Raw genomic sequence first — 15,965 nt, forward strand, 5'->3', positions numbered from 1 at the left:
CCCCCCCCCCCCCCCCCCCCCCCCCCCCCCCCCCCCGACCCCCGGCCTCAGCGCCGAGCACTGATCAGCCCAGGCGATGCATCCACCCGTGCCGGTCCGCGGCAGTGCCCCGCTGGATGTCCAGGAGAGCCCGGCGCAGCTTCATCGTGACCTCGCCGGGCTCGCCGTCGCCCTGCCGCCACTCCGTACCCGTGCGCTTGACGACGCCGACCGGGGTGATGACGGCCGCCGTACCGCAGGCGAAGACCTCGGTCAGGGTGCCGTTCTCGGAGTCGCGCTGCCACTGGTCGACGGAGACCCGGCCCTCCTCCGCCTCGTAGCCGAGGTCGCGGGCGACCTGGAGGAGGGAGTCACGGGTGACGCCCTCCAGGATGGAACCGGTGAGGGAGGGCGTGACGATCTTGTCGCCGTACACGAAGTACAGGTTCATGCCGCCGAGCTCCTCGACCCACTTGCGCTCCACCGCGTCGAGGTAGCAGACCTGGGCGCAGCCCTCGGCGGCGGCCTCGGCCTGGGCCAGCAGGGACGCGGCGTAGTTGCCGCCGGTCTTTGCGTCGCCCATGCCGCCCGGCACGGCCCGGACGTGGTCCTCGGAGACCCAGATGGAGACGGGCTTCACGCCGCCGGGGAAGTAGGCGCCGGCCGGCGAGGCGATGACGATGAACAGGTACTCGCCGGCCGGCTTCACGCCCAGGCCGACCTCGGTGGCGAACATGAAGGGGCGCAGGTAGAGGGACTCCTCACCGCCGTGCGCCGGCACCCAGTCCGCGTCCTGCCTGACCAGCGCGTCGCACGCCTCGATGAACGTCTCGACCGGCAGCTCCGGCATGCCGAGCCGGCGGGCCGAGGACTGGAAGCGCCGGGCGTTCTTCTCGGGGCGGAAGGAGGCGACGGTTCCGTCCGGCTGGCGGTAGGCCTTCAGACCCTCGAAGATCTCCTGCGCGTAGTGCAGCACCATGGTGGCCGGGTCGAGGGAGAGCGGCGCGTACGGCACGAGCTCGCCGTCGTGCCAGCCGCGGCCCTCGGTCCACTTGATCGTCACCATGTGGTCGGTGAAGTGGCGGCCGAACCCCGGGTTGGCCAGTATCGCCTCGCGCTCTGCGGCGGCGAGCGGGCTGGCGGAGGGCTTGAGCTCGATCGTGGGCGTCGTCATGAGTAGGTGTCCTTCACCGGTTAGGTTGTGGCGGGCCGCGCTCACGCCAGTACTGCCAGTGGCCAGTGCTAGGACGTCCGAGCATTCCCTCATTCCGCGGCTCCGCGTTCGATTATCGCAAGCGGCAGCCGTGGAAGAAATCGGCCTGTTCGGCGTGATCGGCGAGAAAACGCGACCCGGGGATCGATGGTGCCACCCGGCGGCGGACATGTGGAAGCCGCCGGGGGCGATATGACCCGGCGGCTTCGAAGTTCGAATGGCGCGGCGGGTCAGCCGGCTACTCGTACGGCCAGCGCGTCGCCGATCTCCGACGTGCTGCGGGCGGGCTTGCCGGTGCGCTCCGCGAGGTCGGCCGAGACGGCGTCCTCGATGCGGGTCGCCTCGGCGTCGTGGCCGAGGTGGCGCAGGAGCAGGGCGACGGACAGGACCGTGGCCGTCGGGTCGGCCTTGCCCTGGCCGGCGATGTCCGGGGCCGAGCCGTGGACCGGCTCGAACATGGACGGGAACGCGCCGCTGGGGTTGATGTTCCCGCTCGCGGCGACGCCGATGCCGCCGGAGACGGCCGCGGCGAGGTCGGTGATGATGTCGCCGAAGAGGTTGTCGGTGACGATGACGTCGAAGCGCTCGGGCTGGGTGACCAGGTAGATCGTGGCCGCGTCGACGTGCATGTACTCGGTGGTGACCTCGGGGAACTCCTCGGCCACCTTGTTGAAGATGTTCGTCCAGAGGTGACCGGCGAAGGCCAGCACGTTGTTCTTGTGGATCAGCGCCAGCTTCTTGCGCGGGCGGGCCTGGGCGCGGGCGAAGGCGTCCCGGACGACCCGCTCGACACCGTAGGCCGTGTTCACGGAGACCTCGGTGGCGACCTCGTGCTCGGTGCCCTTGCGGATGGTGCCGCCGTTGCCGGTGTAGGGGCCCTCGGTGCCCTCGCGGACCACGACGAAGTCGATCTCGGGCTGGCCGGCGAGCGGGGTGGCGACACCCGGCAGGAGCTTCGACGGACGCAGGTTGACGTGGTGGTCGAAGAGGAAGCGGAGCTTGAGCAGGAAGCCGCGCTCCAGGACGCCGGAGGGGACCGACGGGTCACCGATGGCGCCCAGAAGGATGGCGTCGTGCTGCTTCAGCGCCTCGGCATCGGCGTCGGTGAGGGTCTCACCGGTGGCGTGGTAGCGCCGGGCGCCGAAGTCGTACTCCTTGGTCTCCAGCTTCACATCCTGCGGAAGGACGGCGGAGAGGACCTTCAGACCTTCGGTCACGACCTCCTGGCCGATGCCGTCACCGGGAATCACTGCGAGATTGAGGCTGCGAGACATGTCGGCACCCTACTCCTCGTCCCATGGGATGACATGCGGTGTCCGCCATGCGGACAGCCGGACGGGCGAGGATTCCTGCGCTTCGATCGCCGTTCACCCGTACGCAGGACGGGCGTTGGCCTTCGCTGGGAACTTTCCCACCATGGACCTTCCCGACTTCGGCATCCCCCCGCAGCTGGCCCGCCGCATGAGCATGGCGGAGCAGCACGAGTACCTGCGCGCCAGGCTGACCCGGCGCCGCACGCTGGTGACCGCGGGCGCCGTCGCGAGCGGGCTGCTGACGGGCTGCTCGGGGTCGGAACGGAGTTCGGGACCGGCGGGCACACGGCCCTCCCCGTCCGTTTCCACCAAGGTCGCGGGCTCCGCCGTCACCCCCTTCGGCCGCCATCTCGCCTTCGGCGCCGACCCGAAGTCGCAGATGCGGATCTCCTGGCAGGTGCCGACCGCGGTGCAGAAGCCGTACGTCCGGATCGGTCTGCGCCCCGAGGACCTGAGCCGCAGGATCGACGCCGAGATCCGCGACCTGTACACCCCCGAACTGCAGGGCATCCGCGCGGCGCTGGAGCAGTACTACATCCACGCGGCACTGGACTCCCTGCGCCCCGGCACGACGTACTACTACGGCGTGGGCCATGACGGCTTCGACCCGGCGGCCCCGGGGAACCGCGCGACGATCGCCTCGTTCCGCACGGCTCCGGCGAGCCCGGAGACCTTCACCTTCACGGCCTTCGGCGACCAGGGCGTCAGCGAGGCGGCCGCCACCAACGACAAGCTCCTGCTGGGCCAGGGCCCTGCCTTCCACCTCCACGCCGGCGACATCTGCTACGCCAACATCAAGGGGCTGGGCGAGAAGTCGGACGCCTACGACCCCGGCCACTGGGACGGCTACCTCAAGCAGACCGAGTCGGTGGCCAGGACGGTGCCGTGGATGGTGACGACGGGCAACCACGACATGGAGGCCTGGTACTCGCCGGACGGCTACGGCGGCCAGCTGGCCCGCTGGTCCCTGCCGGACAGCGGCTTCGATGCCCGTACGGCCCCTGGTGTGTACTCCTTCACCTACGGCAACGTCGCCTTCGTGGCGCTGGACGCTAACGACGTGTCGTACGAGATCCCCGCCAACCAGGGCTACACGGGCGGCCGTCAGACCGGTTGGCTGGACGAGCGGCTCGGTGAACTGCGGGCGGCGAAGGGAGTGGACTTCATCGTCGTCTTCTTCCACCACTGCGCCTACTCGACGTCCTCGCACGCGTCCGACGGGGGTGTGCGGGCCGAGTGGGTGCCGCTGTTCGCCCGGCACCAGGTGGACCTGGTGATCAACGGGCACAACCACGTCTACGAGCGGACCGACGCCATCAAGAACGGCGAGGTCGGCAGGCAGGTGCCCATCGGCGCGCAGACGGACCCGACGCGCGACGGCATCGTGTACGTCACGGCGGGCGGGGGCGGCAAGGAGCTGTACGGCTTCCCCCCGGGCACCGAGGAGAGCTACGAGGGGCACGTGACCGACCGGGAGTCGGTCGACACCTTCAAGTGGACCAAGTCACGGAACACCAAGGCGGAGAGCGTGCAGTGGTCGCGCGTTCGCTACCGGGGCTTCTCGTTCCTCAGCGTGGAGGCGCAGAGCGGCGCGAAGCCCCGGCTGAACGTGTCGGCACTGGCGCAGAGCGGGGAGCGCATCGACCACTTCGAGGTGCGGCGCGGGGCGTGAGCCCGCGCGCCGCACCTCGATCGGGTGCGGCTCCCGGCTCCTGGGTGCGTTGAGGCGTCAGGCGGCCTGGTGGCCCGTGCTGCCGCCGTTGTCCCTGCGGTCGAGGGCGCGCTGGAGGGCGGCGGCCGCGTTCTTGCGGTCGGAATCGCTCGTACGGGAGAGGTGACGGACTCGACGGCGGGCGGTCGTCTCGGCCATGGGAAATCGACTCCTTCGACAATCGGGGAGTGCACAGAGGGGTTTCGAGACGCCGGGTGGGGCGGGGAGCGGGCCGCAGGGGTTGCCTGCACGGGGCCCGGCTCACGACCGCCATTCGCTTGATCGAGCGAGACGTTCGGCTTCTACAAAGCTAAGGGAGGACAGCGCGTCTGTCTCCACAATTACTCGGACTTCCTACTATCTGAGACGGTGGAGTGGGTCACACGCCACTGACCTGCACTTTCTACCGACGGCCCGTCACAGCACATCCCCGTCCCGCCAGTCGAAGACCAGCTCGAACGCGGGATCCAGCGGCCCGGCGAGTGCGGTCCGCACAAAGGTGCTGCCCTCCTCGTCCGGGAGGTGGACGACCCCGCCGGGGCCGAGCCCGCAGACCCGCCCGCTCCACACCTGCCAGCCCCGGGCGGCGTACAGCGCGGCCCCCTCGTCGCTCGCGGAGAGCATCCCCGCGTCGTAGGCCCGGTCGACGACCCGCTCCAGCTCGGCCATCACCCGGCCGCCGAGCCCGGTGCGGCGCGCGTCCGGCCGTACGGCGACCGCCTCGACGTATCCGACCCGCAGCCATCTCTCCCGGTGCCGCACCCGCCGCATGACCACCGAGCCGTGCGCGACGAGCAGCCCGGCTTCGTCGTGCACGAGGGCGTGCATGCCGCCGAGGCCGTGCTCGAAGTCCTCGTCGGAGAAGTCGCCGTCGAAGGCGTCGTCCAACAGGACGCGGATCGCGTGCAGTTCGGCCGGGGTGAGGTCGGCGGTGTGCGCGGTGCGGGGCGTGGGTGCGGAGGCGGTCGTGGTCATCCGACCAGTATCGGCGCGGCCGGCGATCGCCCACTCGGCTGATCCTCCGCGCCGCACGGGACAGACGGTCACGGCGAGGGGAACGGTGAGGTCATGAACGACACGGCGAAAGTGTTCCTGGAGGGCGGCCCGGACGACCTGCCCGACCGGATCGTCCCCGTCCCGTCCCCCGGGCCGGATGTGAAGATCGAGCTCCGCAACGGCTACGAACACTTCAGACCGACCGCGCGCCGGGCGGACACGTCCGAGGGCAGCCTCACCGTGTACGAGTGGTGGGAGCGGACGGAGATGCCCGGCTAGCGCCCCGTCCGGCGCGCCGGAGCACGGCGAAGGGGCCGGGCGAGACGCCCGGCCCCTCCTGCATGCCGACTTGCCGTCAGCCCATGTGCGGGTACGTGTAGTCGGTCGGCGCGACCAGCGTCTCCTTGATGGCGCGGGTCAGCGTCCAGCGCATCAGGTTCTGCGGCGCGCCGGCCTTGTCGTTGGTGCCGGAGGCACGGCCGCCGCCGAAGGGCTGCTGGCCGACGACGGCACCGGTCGACTTGTCGTTGATGTAGAAGTTGCCGGCCGCGTAGCGCAGCTTGTCCATCGTGTACGCCGTGGCGGCGCGGTCGGCGGAGATGACCGAGCCGGTCAGCGCGTAGGCGGACACCGACTCCATCTGGTCCAGCATCTCGTCGTACTTGTCGTCCTCGTAGACGTGCACGGCGAGGACCGGGCCGAAGTACTCGGTCGTGAAGACCTCGTTCTCCGGGTCGCTGCACTCGATGACGGTCGGGCGGACGAAGTAGCCGACCGAGTCGTCGTAGGAGCCGCCCGCGACGATCGTGCAGGTGTCGTCCTGCTTGGCGCGGTCGATGGCGGCCTTGTTCTTGGCGAAGGCACGCTCGTCGATGACGGCGCCGATGAAGTTGGACAGGTCGGTGACGTCACCCATGGTGATGTAGTCGACCTCGGCCGCGAACTCCTCCTTGAAGCCGGAGTTCCAGATCGACGCCGGGATGTACGCCCGGGAGGTCGCCGAGCACTTCTGGCCCTGGTACTCGAAGGCACCACGGGTCAGCGCCGTCTTCAGCACCGCCTTGTCGGCGCTCGGGTGGGCGACGACGAAGTCCTTGCCGCCGGTCTCGCCGACGATGCGCGGGTAGGAGCGGTACTTCTCGATGTTGCTGCCGACCGTCTTCCACAGGTACTGGAAGGTCCTGGTCGAGCCGGTGAAGTGGATGCCGGCGAGGTCGCGGTGCTCGAGGGCGACCTTGGAGACCTCGATGCCGTCGCCGGTGACGAGGTTGATGACGCCCTTGGGCAGCCCGGCCTCCTCCAGGAGCTGCATGAGCAGCACGGCGGCGTGGGTCTGCGTCGGGGACGGCTTCCAGACGACGACGTTGCCCATGAGGGCCGGGGCGGTCGGCAGGTTGCCCGCGATGGCCGTGAAGTTGAACGGCGTGATCGCGTAGACGAAGCCCTCCAGCGGGCGGTGGTCGAGGCGGTTCCACACGCCCGGGGAGTTCGCCGGAGGCTGCTCGGCGAGCAGGTCACGGGCGTACTTGACGTTGAAGCGCCAGAAGTCGACGAGCTCGCAGGGGGTGTCGATCTCGGCCTGCTGGGCGGTCTTGGACTGGCCCAGCATGGTGGAGGCGGCCAGCGTCTCGCGCCAGGGGCCGGCGAGCAGCTCGGCGGCGCGCAGGATGATCGCGGCGCGGTCGTCGAAGGACATCGCGCGCCAGGCCGGCGCGGCGGCCAGGGCCGCGTCGATGGCGTCCTGGGCGTCCTGCTGGGTGGCGTTGCCGTAGGTGCCGATGCGGGCCTTGTGGTTGTGCGGCTGCACGACGTCGACGCGCTCGCCGCCGCCGAACCGCTTCTCGCCGCCGATGGTCATCGGCAGGTCGATCGGGTTCTCGGCCAGCTCCTTGAGCTTGACCTCCAGCCGGGCGCGCTCGGGCGAGCCGGGGGCGTAGCCGTGCACCGGCTCGTTGACGGGGGTGGGGACCTGGGTCACAGCGTCCATGAGATCCGTAACTCCTTGAACTTGAGCGGGTGTTCGGGCTCAGCCCTTGCTGATCATCGAGCGGACGAAGAAGCGCAGGTTCGCCGGCTTCTCCGCGAGCCGGCGCATGAAGTAGCCGTACCAGTCGGTGCCGTAGGCCGTGTAGACGCGCATGCGGTGGCCCTCGGCGGCGAGGCGCAGGTGCTCGTCGCTGCGGATGCCGTACAGCATCTGGAACTCGTACTCGTCGAGCTTGCGCCCGGCGGTGCGGGCCAGTTCCTGGGCGATGGAGATCAGGCGGGGGTCGTGGGAGCCGATCATCGGGTACCCGGCGCCCTCCATCAGAATCTTCAGGATCCGGACGTACGCCTTGTCGATCTCGTGTTTCTGCTGGTAGGCGACCTCGGCGGGCTCCTTGTAGGCGCCCTTGACGAGGCGGACCCGGCTGCCGCTCTCCGCGAGGCGGCGGGCGTCGGCCTCGGTGCGGAAGAGGTAGGCCTGGATGACGCAGCCGGTCTGCGGGAAGTCCTTCCGCAGCTCCTCGTGGATGGCGAACATCGAGTCGAGGGTGGTGTGGTCCTCGGCGTCGAGGGTGACGGTGGTGCCGATCGCGGCGGCGGCCTCGACGACCGGCCGGACATTGGCGAGGGCCAGCTCGTGGCCGCCCTGGAATGCAGGGGCGGGCCCGGAGGGCCCTCGGTTGAGGGTGGTGGCGGGCGACGGGAGGGACTGCCCGAACATCGACAGCTTCACGGACATCTCGGCCCTGGTGCCCAGCTCCAGCTCCCCCAGCCGGTCGATGAGCGCCAGATAGGCGTCCCGGGCGGCGGCGGCCTGCTCCGGGCGGGTGATGTCCTCGCCGACGACGTCCATCGTCAGCTCCAGACCCCGGTCGCTGAGGTCCTGGACGATCGGCACGATCTCGTCGACCGTCTCGCCCGGGATGAAGCGGTCGACGACCTGCCTGGTCACCGGGGCCGCCGAGATCAGGCGTCGCATCCGGTCGCTGCGCGACGCGGCAAGAATCACGGGACCCAGCACGGGGCACCTCCACAGGAGCAGAAAAGCAGCCGAATCCCAACCATTCGGGTACGGCACGGAGAACCACCGTGAAACCTAAGGATCCCTCCGATCGTCGGCCATCGACAGCTGTCACGCATCCGTGCCGGAGATCTCAGACAGATGTATGAAGGGTCCCGGGGAATGCGGGAGAATGCCCGGGTGACGTCGGAATTCAAGGGTGACTACCAGGAGCTGGTCGACGAGATCTCGGAGCTCCTGGGCGCCCCCGCGACGCTGGAGAACCGGGACTTCGAGCTGATCGCCTTCGGGGCCTACGACAGCGAGGACGAACTCGACGCGTCGGCCCTGGACCCCGTGCGCGCCCGCTCGATCCTGACGCGCCGCTCCACGTCGGCCGTGAGGACCTGGTTCGAGGGCTTCGGCATCACGCGCGCCACCGGGCCGGTACGGATCCCGCGCACTCCGGAGGCGGGGGTGTACCGCGGACGAATCTGCCTGCCGGTACGCCACCGGGGTGTCGTACGGGGCTACGTCTGGCTCCTGGACGACGATCCCGGGCCCACCGACCAGCAGCTGGCGGCCGCCATGGAGGTGGCCGCCCGGATCGGCGCCCTGCTCGCGGACGAGGCGCAGCACGGTGCGGACCTGAGCCGGGAGCTGCGGGCCGCGCTGACCGCCGAGCGCGGCTGGCAGGGCGACATGGCGGTCGCCGAGCTGCGCACGGCCCTCGGCCCGCGCGCGGACGGTGTCCACACGGTCGTCTGCGTGGCTCCGTGGCCCTCGGCCGACCCCGACGACGCCCCGTCGGTGCGGACGGTGCCGCACGCGACCGCGCTGTGCACGGTGCCGTGGGGCGCGTCCGGGCAGAGCCTGGCCGTGCTCGTACGGCTGCGCTCGCCCGAGGTGCGCACGGCGGCGCAGGCGGCGGCGTCCCGGCTGCTGAAGGAGGCCCCGGCCGCCCGGCCGCCCAAGAAGGGCCGGGCGCAGGTCGCGGCCGGTCTCGGCGAGCCGCGCACCGGCCTCGCGGAGCTGGGGTCGCTCTGGCAGGAGGCGTCGGCCGCCGCTCGCGCGGCCCTCGCGGAACCGCGGCTCGGCCCGGTGGCGGAGTGGTCGCTCATCGGCCCGTACCGCCTGCTGACCTCGCTGTCCCCGCCGACGGTCCACGACCCCGTGGTCGCCCCGCTCCTCTCCCCCGCCCAGCGGGAACTCGCCCGCACCGCCGAGGTCTATCTCGACTGCGCGGGCCAGGCCGGCCGCACGGCGGCCGAGCTGGGCATCCACCGCCAGACCCTGTACTACCGCCTCTCCCGCGTCGAACAGCTCACGGGTCTGGACCTCGACGACGGCGAGGACCGGCTGCTGCTGCACATGGCGCTCAAGGGGGCGCGGCTGTAGCCGGCCCGCTCAGCCCGGGGTGATGGCGTCGAGGGCGCGGTGGGGGCGCTGTCGCCCGGCGACGCCGAGGTTCATGCCAAGACCGCCGGCGGGCGGGATCGCGTGGACGGCGTCGCCGGCCGGCAGGGTTCTGCCGTGCCGGAAGCGCTCGGCGACGAAGGCGTTCACCGCCCAGCGCTGCACGCGCAGGACGTCGACCTTCGCGTCGGCGCCGAGGGAGCGCACGACGAGGCCGGGCCGGTCGGCGGCGTCGGGGTCCTCGGGCGTGGGCGTGAACCGGGCCCAGCCGCCCTCGGGGTACAGCGGCAGGAACGACCCCTGCGAGGTGAGGTGGACGCTGCCGGGCGGACCAGTGGCCGAGGTCGGCGTCGAGGACGACGGTGGTGACACGGCCGACCGCGCCGGGGCCCTCGGTGCCGGTGCCCAGCCGTTCCCGCACGGTGGAGTCGGCGCCGTCGGCGGCCGGTACGTGGCGGGCGCGAACGCGGGTGCCCTCCGCGCTGCCGCGATCGGCGAGCAGGCCGCGACATCGTCGAACTCCTCCGCCAGGCCGAGGAGTTCGACCCCGAACCGCACCTCGGAGGCGGCGGCGCCGAGCAGAGCGGGCTCCAGTCGGTCCTGCGAGGTGACCACGCCGGTCACCTCGCAGGACGAGGTGACCACGCCGGTCACCGGGCTCTCCGGCACGGGTCCCGTGACCCCGATCATCGCGGCCGAGGCGAAGCCGGGGGCGTGCAGCGTGCCCCGGAAGCGGATGCGGCCGTACTCCGGCGCGAACGCGGCCGCCGTGATCCGCTCGGCGAGTTCGAGCTGCCGGAAGATCTCCATCGTGCGCACGTCGATCAGCCGGGACCGCGGGAACGGCGACAGCTCACGGTGTTTCTCGACCAGCAGGGTCCGTACGCCCCAGCGTGCGAGCAGCGCCCGGGCGGTGAGCCCGACGGACCCGCCACCGACGATCAGAACCTCCGCCCCGGCGTCCGCCTCGGGCATGTCGGACTGCATGGGATCCATCCGCGCGCAGCCCACGACCGCAACGACAGGCGAGGGCCGGAGCATGCGGACCCGGCCGCGTCATTTCCTCGTGGCCGCCTCGATGACCTGCCGCAGCCCTTCGGTGAGTTGTTCCGCGCCGGGGGCGGTCTTCGGGTCGAACTGCCATTGCGCGATGAGGCCCGTCATCAAGGTCACGTAGAAAGTGCCCAGGGTGTCCACGACGTCCTCCGGGACGTCCTCCTCCCGTCCGCCCATGAGCAGCGGGATCAGCCCGCGCGCGGCCTCCCGCTGAGCCGCCGCCAGATGGTCGCGGAGCTCGGGCAGTTGGTCGCCCATGACGACGATCTCCATGCTGAGCCGCCACATCGAACCGGGTGCGCGCATGGTGCCGATGATGTTCGACCACACCTCCTGGAACCGTGCGGTGGAGCCGGGCTCGGTGGTGAGCCCGGCGGTTCGGTCGCCCTCGAAGGCGTCTCCCATCCCCTCGACCAGCGAGACGTAGGCCTGCGCGAGCAGCGCGTCCTTCGAGCCGTAGTGGTAGCCGATCGAGGCCAGGTTGGTCCCCGACTCCTTGACGATGTCCCGCGCCGTCGTGCGCGCGAAGCCCTTGTCGAGCAGGCAGCGCTTGGCGCCCTCCAGCAGATCCTCACGGTGTCCCATGGGGCCACCCTACCGCCGATCCATACAACCGTCCTATACAGACGTCCTATACAGACGTCCCATACGTCCGTCCTATACGTATGTTCTAGACAGTCGTTTAAGACGCGCGTACATTCGCCGTCATGACAACGAACCCGACCGGCACCACCTCTCCGCCGGCCCGCGCCGGCCGCCGCGAATGGACCGCGCTCGGCGTGCTGATGCTGCCGCTGCTGCTGGTCTCGATGGATGTCTCGGTCCTCTACTTCGCGATCCCGGCGATCAGCGCGGACCTGGAGCCGAGCGGCACCCAGCAGCTGTGGATCTTCGACATCTACGCCTTCGTCCTGGCCGGGCTGCTGATGACGATGGGCTCGCTCGGCGACCGCATCGGCCACCGCCGGCTCCTCCTGGTCGGCGCCGCCGCCTTCGGCGCGGCCTCACTGGCGGCGGCGTACGCGAACAGCGCCGAGATCCTGATCGCGGCCCGCGCGGTCCTCGGCATCGGCGGCGCGACCCTGATGCCGTCGACGATGGCCATGACCCGCACGATGTTCACCGACCCCGGCCAGCGCGCGAAGGCGATCGGACTGTGGTCCGGCGTGATGACGGCCGGGATCGCGCTCGGCTCGGTGATGAGCGGGCTGCTGGTCGAGTACTTCTGGTGGGGCTCGGTCTTCCTGGTCAACCTGCCCGCGATGGCGCTCCTGCTGGCGCTCGGCCCGATCATGCTCCCCGAGTGGCGCAACCCCGAGCCCGGCCGCTTCGACTGGCCGAGCGTCCCGCTGTCCATGGCCGCCGTGCTCCCCGTGATCTACGGCCTGAAGGAGATCCCCTCCGAGGGCTGGAACGTCCGCTACGTCGTCCCGATCACCGTCGGCCTGCTGTTCGCGGCCCTCTTCGTGCACCGCCAGCGCACGGCGACCGCACCGATGATCTCCCCGGCCCTGTTCCGCGGCCGTGGCTTCGCCCCCTCGGTCGCCCTGAACCTCGTCTCCGCGTTCGGCATCATGGGCTCGGCCTACTTCACCACGCAGTACCTCCAGTCGGTGCTCGGCAAGAGCGCCCTGGAAGCGGCCCTGTGGGCGCTGCTGCCGTCGGTGCCGATCGGCGCGGCGGCCCCGGTCGCGACCCAGCTGGTCCAGAAGGGCGTCGACCGCGGCTACGTCGTCACCGCGGGCTTCCTGATCGCCGCGTCCGGCTTCGGGGTGCTGTCCCTCGCGGGGACGGACTCGATGGTGCTGGTGCTGGTCGCGTGCGCTGTGCTCGCCGTCGGCGGCGTCGTGGTGATGTCCCAGATCATGGACCTGGCGATGGGCACGGCCCCGCTGGAGCGGGCGGGCTCCGCGTCCTCCCTGATGGAGACCGGCGCGGAGTTCGGCGGCGCGCTCGGCATGGCGGTGCTCGGCTCGATCGGCACGGCGATCTACCGCCACGAGATCCCGGACTCGGCCCCCGAGGCCGCCCGCGAGACGCTGGGCGGAGCGCTGGCGGTCGCCGACGGCGCCCCGGGCCTGGCCACTGCCGCGCGGGAGGCGTTCACCAGCGGGATGCAGGGGGCGGCGATCGCGGGTGCGGTGCTGCTGGCCGGAGCGGCGGTGCTGGCGTCCGTCACGCTGCGGCGGGTCGAGGTCCGGAAGCAGACATGCGAAACGCCGGACGAACCGAGCAAGCTCAGCCCGTCCGGCGTTTGAGGGCGAGGCCCGTTGCTCAGGTCAGGTTCACCGCGCGAGCGGACGTCGCGCCGATCTCCGCCGCGACCTCGGCCAGCACCCCGGAGGGCACCGTGTCGTCGACGGTGAGAACGGCCAGCGCCTCGCCGCCGGCGACCGCACGCGACACCTGCATGCCGGCGATGTTGATCCCGGCCTCGCCGAGGATGCGGCCGACGGTGCCGACGACACCGGGACGGTCCTCGTAGCGCAGCACGGCCATGTGGTCGGCCAGCGCGAGGTCCACGTCGTAGTCGCCGACCGCGACGATCTTCTGGAGGTGCTTGGGGCCGGCCAGCGTGCCGGAGACCGACACCTCCTCGCCGCCCGCGAGCGTGCCGCGCACGGTGACGACGTTACGGTGGTCGGTCGCCTCCGAGCTGGTCGTCAGCCGCACCTCGACACCGCGCTCCTGCGCGAACAGCGGGGCGTTGACGTACGACACGGTCTCGTCGACGACGTCCTCGAAGACACCCTTGAGGGCGGACAGCTCCAGCACCTTCACGTCGTGCTGGGTGATCTCGCCGTACACCTCGACGTCGAGGCGGACCGCGACCTCGCCGGCGAGCGCCGTGAAGATACGGCCGAGGCGCTCGGCGAGCGGCAGACCCGGCTTGACGTCCTCGGCGATGACGCCGCCCTGGACGTTGACCGCGTCCGGCACGAGCTCGCCGGCGAGGGCGAGGCGCACCGAGCGGGCCACCGCGATACCGGCCTTCTCCTGTGCCTCGTCGGTGGAGGCGCCCAGGTGCGGGGTGGAGACGACCTGGTCGAACTCGAACAGCGGGGAGTCCGTGCAGGGCTCCTTCGCGTACACGTCGAGACCGGCGCCGGCGACCCTGCCCTCCTTGAGGGCGGAGTACAGCGCCTCCTCGTCGACGATCCCGCCGCGCGCGGCGTTGACGATGCGCACGCTCGGCTTGACCTTGCGCAGCGCCTCGTCGCCGATCAGGCCGAGCGTCTCGGGGGTCTTGGGGAGGTGGACGGTGATGAAGTCGGAGACCTCGAGCAGCTCGTCCAGCGACAGCACCTTCACGCCCATCTGCGCGGCGCGCGCGGGCTGCACGTAGGGGTCGTAGGCGACGACCTTCATGCCGAAGGCGGACATGCGCTGCGCGACGAGCGCGCCGATGCGGCCGAGGCCGACGACACCGAGGGTCTTCTCGGCGAGCTCCACGCCCGTGTACTTGCTGCGCTTCCACTCGCCGTTCTTCAGCGCGGCGTTGGCCTGCGGGATGTTGCGGGCGGTGGCGAGCAGCAGACCGCAGGCGAGCTCGGCGGCGGTCACGATGTTCGAGGTGGGGGCGTTGACGACCATCACGCCGGCCTTGGTGGCGGCGGAGACGTCGACGTTGTCCAGGCCGACGCCGGCTCGCGCGACGACCTTGAGCTTCTTGGCGGCGGCGACGGCCTCGGCGTCGACCTTGGTGGCGGAGCGGACCAGGATCGCGTCCACGTCGGCGATGGCGGGCAGCAGCTCGGCCCGGTCGGCGCCGTTGCAGTGCCGGATCTCGAAGTCCGGACCAAGGGCGTCCACGGTCGCGGGCGAAAGCTCTTCAGCGATGAGTACGACGGGTTTCGAGCTCACGTGAGTCCTCACATGTCCAATGCGGACGGCCGTCCCGACGGCCGCATGCGGTGGAGGGGAGCGTCGCCGGGGAATTTCCGGTGCGCTCCCGTGTCGTTCGGTGCGTGCTCTCGGCGTGCCGGACGAAGGTCCTCGTAGCGGAGCTACCAGGGCCCTTGGCCGGTGCGGCGAGAGTGCGTGCCGGGCGGCGCGGGGGTGTGCCGGAAATTTCTCGGTGTCGCTTAGCCGCGTGGAAGACGCACGACGCTGTGGGCCTGACGCGTATGTAGTACGGCAGTGTAGTGGCGCTGGGGGAGTCGTCCTGCGCCTCTTCGGAAGGATCACCCGTCCGTGATGCGACGGGATGGACAACGGGACCGGAGCGCCATGCTCCGGTCCCGTCGGCAGAGGCTTACGCGTCCTCGTTGACCCAGCTCATGAGCTTGCGCAGCTCCTTGCCGGTGGTCTCGAGGAGGTGCTCGGCGTCCTGCTGCTTGTACTCGTTGTACTTCTTCAGACCGCCGTGGTACTCGTCCATCCAGGCCTGGGCGAAGGTGCCGTCCTGGATCTCGGCGAGGACCTTCTTCATCTCGGCCTTGGTGGCGTCGGTGATGATCCGCGGGCCGGTGACGTAGTCGCCCCACTCGGCGGTCTCGGAGATCGACCAGCGCATCTTCTCCAAGCCGCCCTCGTACATGAGGTCCACGATCAGCTTCAGCTCGTGCAGGCACTCGAAGTACGCGATCTCCGGCTGGTAGCCGGCCTCGGTCAGCGTCTCGAAACCGGCCTTGACCAGCGCGGCCGTACCACCGCAGAGGACGGCCTGCTCACCGAACAGGTCGGTCTCGGTCTCCTCGGTGAAGGTCGTCTTGATGACGCCGGCGCGGGTGCCGCCGATGCCCTTGGCGTACGACAGGGCGAGCGCGAAGGCGCCTTCGGACGCGTCCTGCTCGACGGCCGCGATGCAGGGAACGCCGCGGCCCTCCTCGTACTGGCGACGCACCAGGTGGCCCGGGCCCTTCGGGGCGACCATGCAGACGTCCACGCCGGCCGGGGGCTTGATGAAGCCGAAGCGGATGTTGAAGCCGTGCCCGAAGAACAGGGCGTCGCCGTCGTTCAGGTTCGGGGCGATGTGCTCCTCGTAGACCTGGGCCTGGATCGGGTCCGGCACCAGGATCATGATGACGTCGGCCTCGGCGGCGGCCTCCGACGGCGTCACCACGCGCAGGCCCTGCTCCTCGGCCTTGGCCTTGGACTTGGAGCCCTCGTGCAGACCGACACGCACGTCGACACCCGAGTCACGGAGCGACAGCGCGTGGGCGTGGCCCTGGCTGCCGTAACCGATGACCGCGACCTTGCGGCCCTGGATGATGGACAGGTCGGCGTCGGCGTCGTAGAACAGCTCGGCCACTTTGGGTTCTCTCCTTGTGTGCAGGTGTTGCGTCCCACCGT

The 15,965-nt window shown here is 70.7% G+C and carries 14 protein-coding genes and 2 pseudogenes; 4 read left to right on the top strand and 12 right to left on the bottom strand.

Features of this window, described 5'->3' with window-relative positions; all coding sequences use genetic code 11:
* Positions 1–64 precede the first annotated feature (64 nt).
* Both AC3ETA_RS38375 and AC3ETA_RS38380 read right to left on the bottom strand, forming a co-directional pair.
* Entirely contained in the window at positions 65–1,153 is a 1,089-nt protein-coding gene (locus tag AC3ETA_RS38375) for a branched-chain amino acid aminotransferase (RefSeq protein WP_432197531.1), read from the bottom strand.
* 269 nt (positions 1,154–1,422) lie between these two features.
* A complete protein-coding gene (locus AC3ETA_RS38380; RefSeq protein ID WP_432197532.1) occupies positions 1,423–2,466 on the bottom strand; it encodes a 3-isopropylmalate dehydrogenase in 1,044 nt (347 codons plus the stop codon).
* 142 nt (positions 2,467–2,608) lie between these two features.
* Between AC3ETA_RS38380 and AC3ETA_RS38385 the strand changes: the two genes are divergently transcribed.
* Complete coding sequence (locus tag AC3ETA_RS38385) at positions 2,609–4,177, top strand: purple acid phosphatase family protein (protein ID WP_432197533.1); 1,569 nt, start codon at positions 2,609–2,611, stop codon at positions 4,175–4,177.
* Positions 4,178–4,234: 57 nt separating this feature from the next.
* Here the strand turns inward: AC3ETA_RS38385 and AC3ETA_RS38390 are convergent, their stop codons facing one another.
* The gene (locus tag AC3ETA_RS38390) at positions 4,235–4,375 is read right to left on the bottom strand and encodes a hypothetical protein (protein ID WP_432197534.1); all 141 of its coding nucleotides are present in this window, start codon (positions 4,373–4,375) and stop codon (positions 4,235–4,237) included.
* 258 nt (positions 4,376–4,633) lie between these two features.
* Positions 4,634–5,191 carry a GNAT family N-acetyltransferase gene (locus AC3ETA_RS38395; protein ID WP_432197535.1) on the bottom strand — a complete coding sequence of 186 codons (558 nt, stop codon included), beginning with the start codon at positions 5,189–5,191 and terminating at the stop codon, positions 4,634–4,636.
* 93 nt (positions 5,192–5,284) lie between these two features.
* Here AC3ETA_RS38395 and AC3ETA_RS38400 point away from each other — a divergent pair, with 93 nt between their 5' ends.
* Positions 5,285–5,491: a DUF5988 family protein gene (locus tag AC3ETA_RS38400; protein WP_432197536.1), complete on the top strand. Its 207-nt coding sequence runs from the start codon at positions 5,285–5,287 to the stop codon at positions 5,489–5,491.
* A gap of 76 nt (positions 5,492–5,567) precedes the next feature.
* On the opposite strand, the gene pruA is transcribed toward AC3ETA_RS38400, so the two are convergent.
* Both pruA and AC3ETA_RS38410 read right to left on the bottom strand, forming a co-directional pair.
* The gene (gene pruA, locus AC3ETA_RS38405) at positions 5,568–7,199 is read right to left on the bottom strand and encodes an L-glutamate gamma-semialdehyde dehydrogenase (protein WP_432197537.1); all 1,632 of its coding nucleotides are present in this window, start codon (positions 7,197–7,199) and stop codon (positions 5,568–5,570) included.
* A gap of 39 nt (positions 7,200–7,238) precedes the next feature.
* Entirely contained in the window at positions 7,239–8,219 is a 981-nt protein-coding gene (locus AC3ETA_RS38410) for a proline dehydrogenase family protein (protein WP_432197538.1), read from the bottom strand.
* 180 nt (positions 8,220–8,399) lie between these two features.
* Between AC3ETA_RS38410 and AC3ETA_RS38415 the strand changes: the two genes are divergently transcribed.
* Positions 8,400–9,596: a PucR family transcriptional regulator gene (locus AC3ETA_RS38415; RefSeq protein WP_432197539.1), complete on the top strand. Its 1,197-nt coding sequence runs from the start codon at positions 8,400–8,402 to the stop codon at positions 9,594–9,596.
* A gap of 9 nt (positions 9,597–9,605) precedes the next feature.
* Here AC3ETA_RS38415 and AC3ETA_RS38420 read toward each other — a convergent pair whose 3' ends face one another.
* The 4 genes and pseudogenes from AC3ETA_RS38420 to AC3ETA_RS38435 all read right to left on the bottom strand — a co-directional run bounded on the left by AC3ETA_RS38420 (position 9,606) and on the right by AC3ETA_RS38435 (position 11,255).
* Positions 9,606–9,986: an FAD-dependent monooxygenase gene (locus AC3ETA_RS38420; RefSeq protein WP_432197581.1), complete on the bottom strand. Its 381-nt coding sequence runs from the start codon at positions 9,984–9,986 to the stop codon at positions 9,606–9,608.
* A gap of 13 nt (positions 9,987–9,999) precedes the next feature.
* A pseudogene (locus AC3ETA_RS38425) lies at positions 10,000–10,245 on the bottom strand (hypothetical protein); the annotation flags it as partial.
* Positions 10,128–10,655, bottom strand: a pseudogene (locus AC3ETA_RS38430) (FAD-dependent monooxygenase); the annotation flags it as partial. The pseudogenes AC3ETA_RS38425 and AC3ETA_RS38430, both read right to left, overlap by 118 nt.
* A gap of 15 nt (positions 10,656–10,670) precedes the next feature.
* Complete coding sequence (locus AC3ETA_RS38435; RefSeq protein ID WP_432197540.1) at positions 10,671–11,255, bottom strand: TetR/AcrR family transcriptional regulator; 585 nt, start codon at positions 11,253–11,255, stop codon at positions 10,671–10,673.
* Between the two features lie 122 nt (positions 11,256–11,377).
* Here AC3ETA_RS38435 and AC3ETA_RS38440 point away from each other — a divergent pair, with 122 nt between their 5' ends.
* Positions 11,378–12,928, top strand: coding sequence for an MFS transporter (locus AC3ETA_RS38440; RefSeq protein WP_432197541.1), 1,551 nt, complete (start codon positions 11,378–11,380; stop codon positions 12,926–12,928).
* 16 nt (positions 12,929–12,944) lie between these two features.
* Here AC3ETA_RS38440 and serA read toward each other — a convergent pair whose 3' ends face one another.
* Positions 12,945–14,534, bottom strand: coding sequence for a phosphoglycerate dehydrogenase (serA, locus tag AC3ETA_RS38445; RefSeq protein WP_432197542.1), 1,590 nt, complete (start codon positions 14,532–14,534; stop codon positions 12,945–12,947).
* A gap of 391 nt (positions 14,535–14,925) precedes the next feature.
* Complete coding sequence (gene ilvC, locus AC3ETA_RS38450) at positions 14,926–15,924, bottom strand: ketol-acid reductoisomerase (protein ID WP_432197543.1); 999 nt, start codon at positions 15,922–15,924, stop codon at positions 14,926–14,928.
* Between the last annotated feature and the right edge of the window lie 41 nt (positions 15,925–15,965).

The organism is Streptomyces sp. bgisy027 (assembly GCF_057710365.1).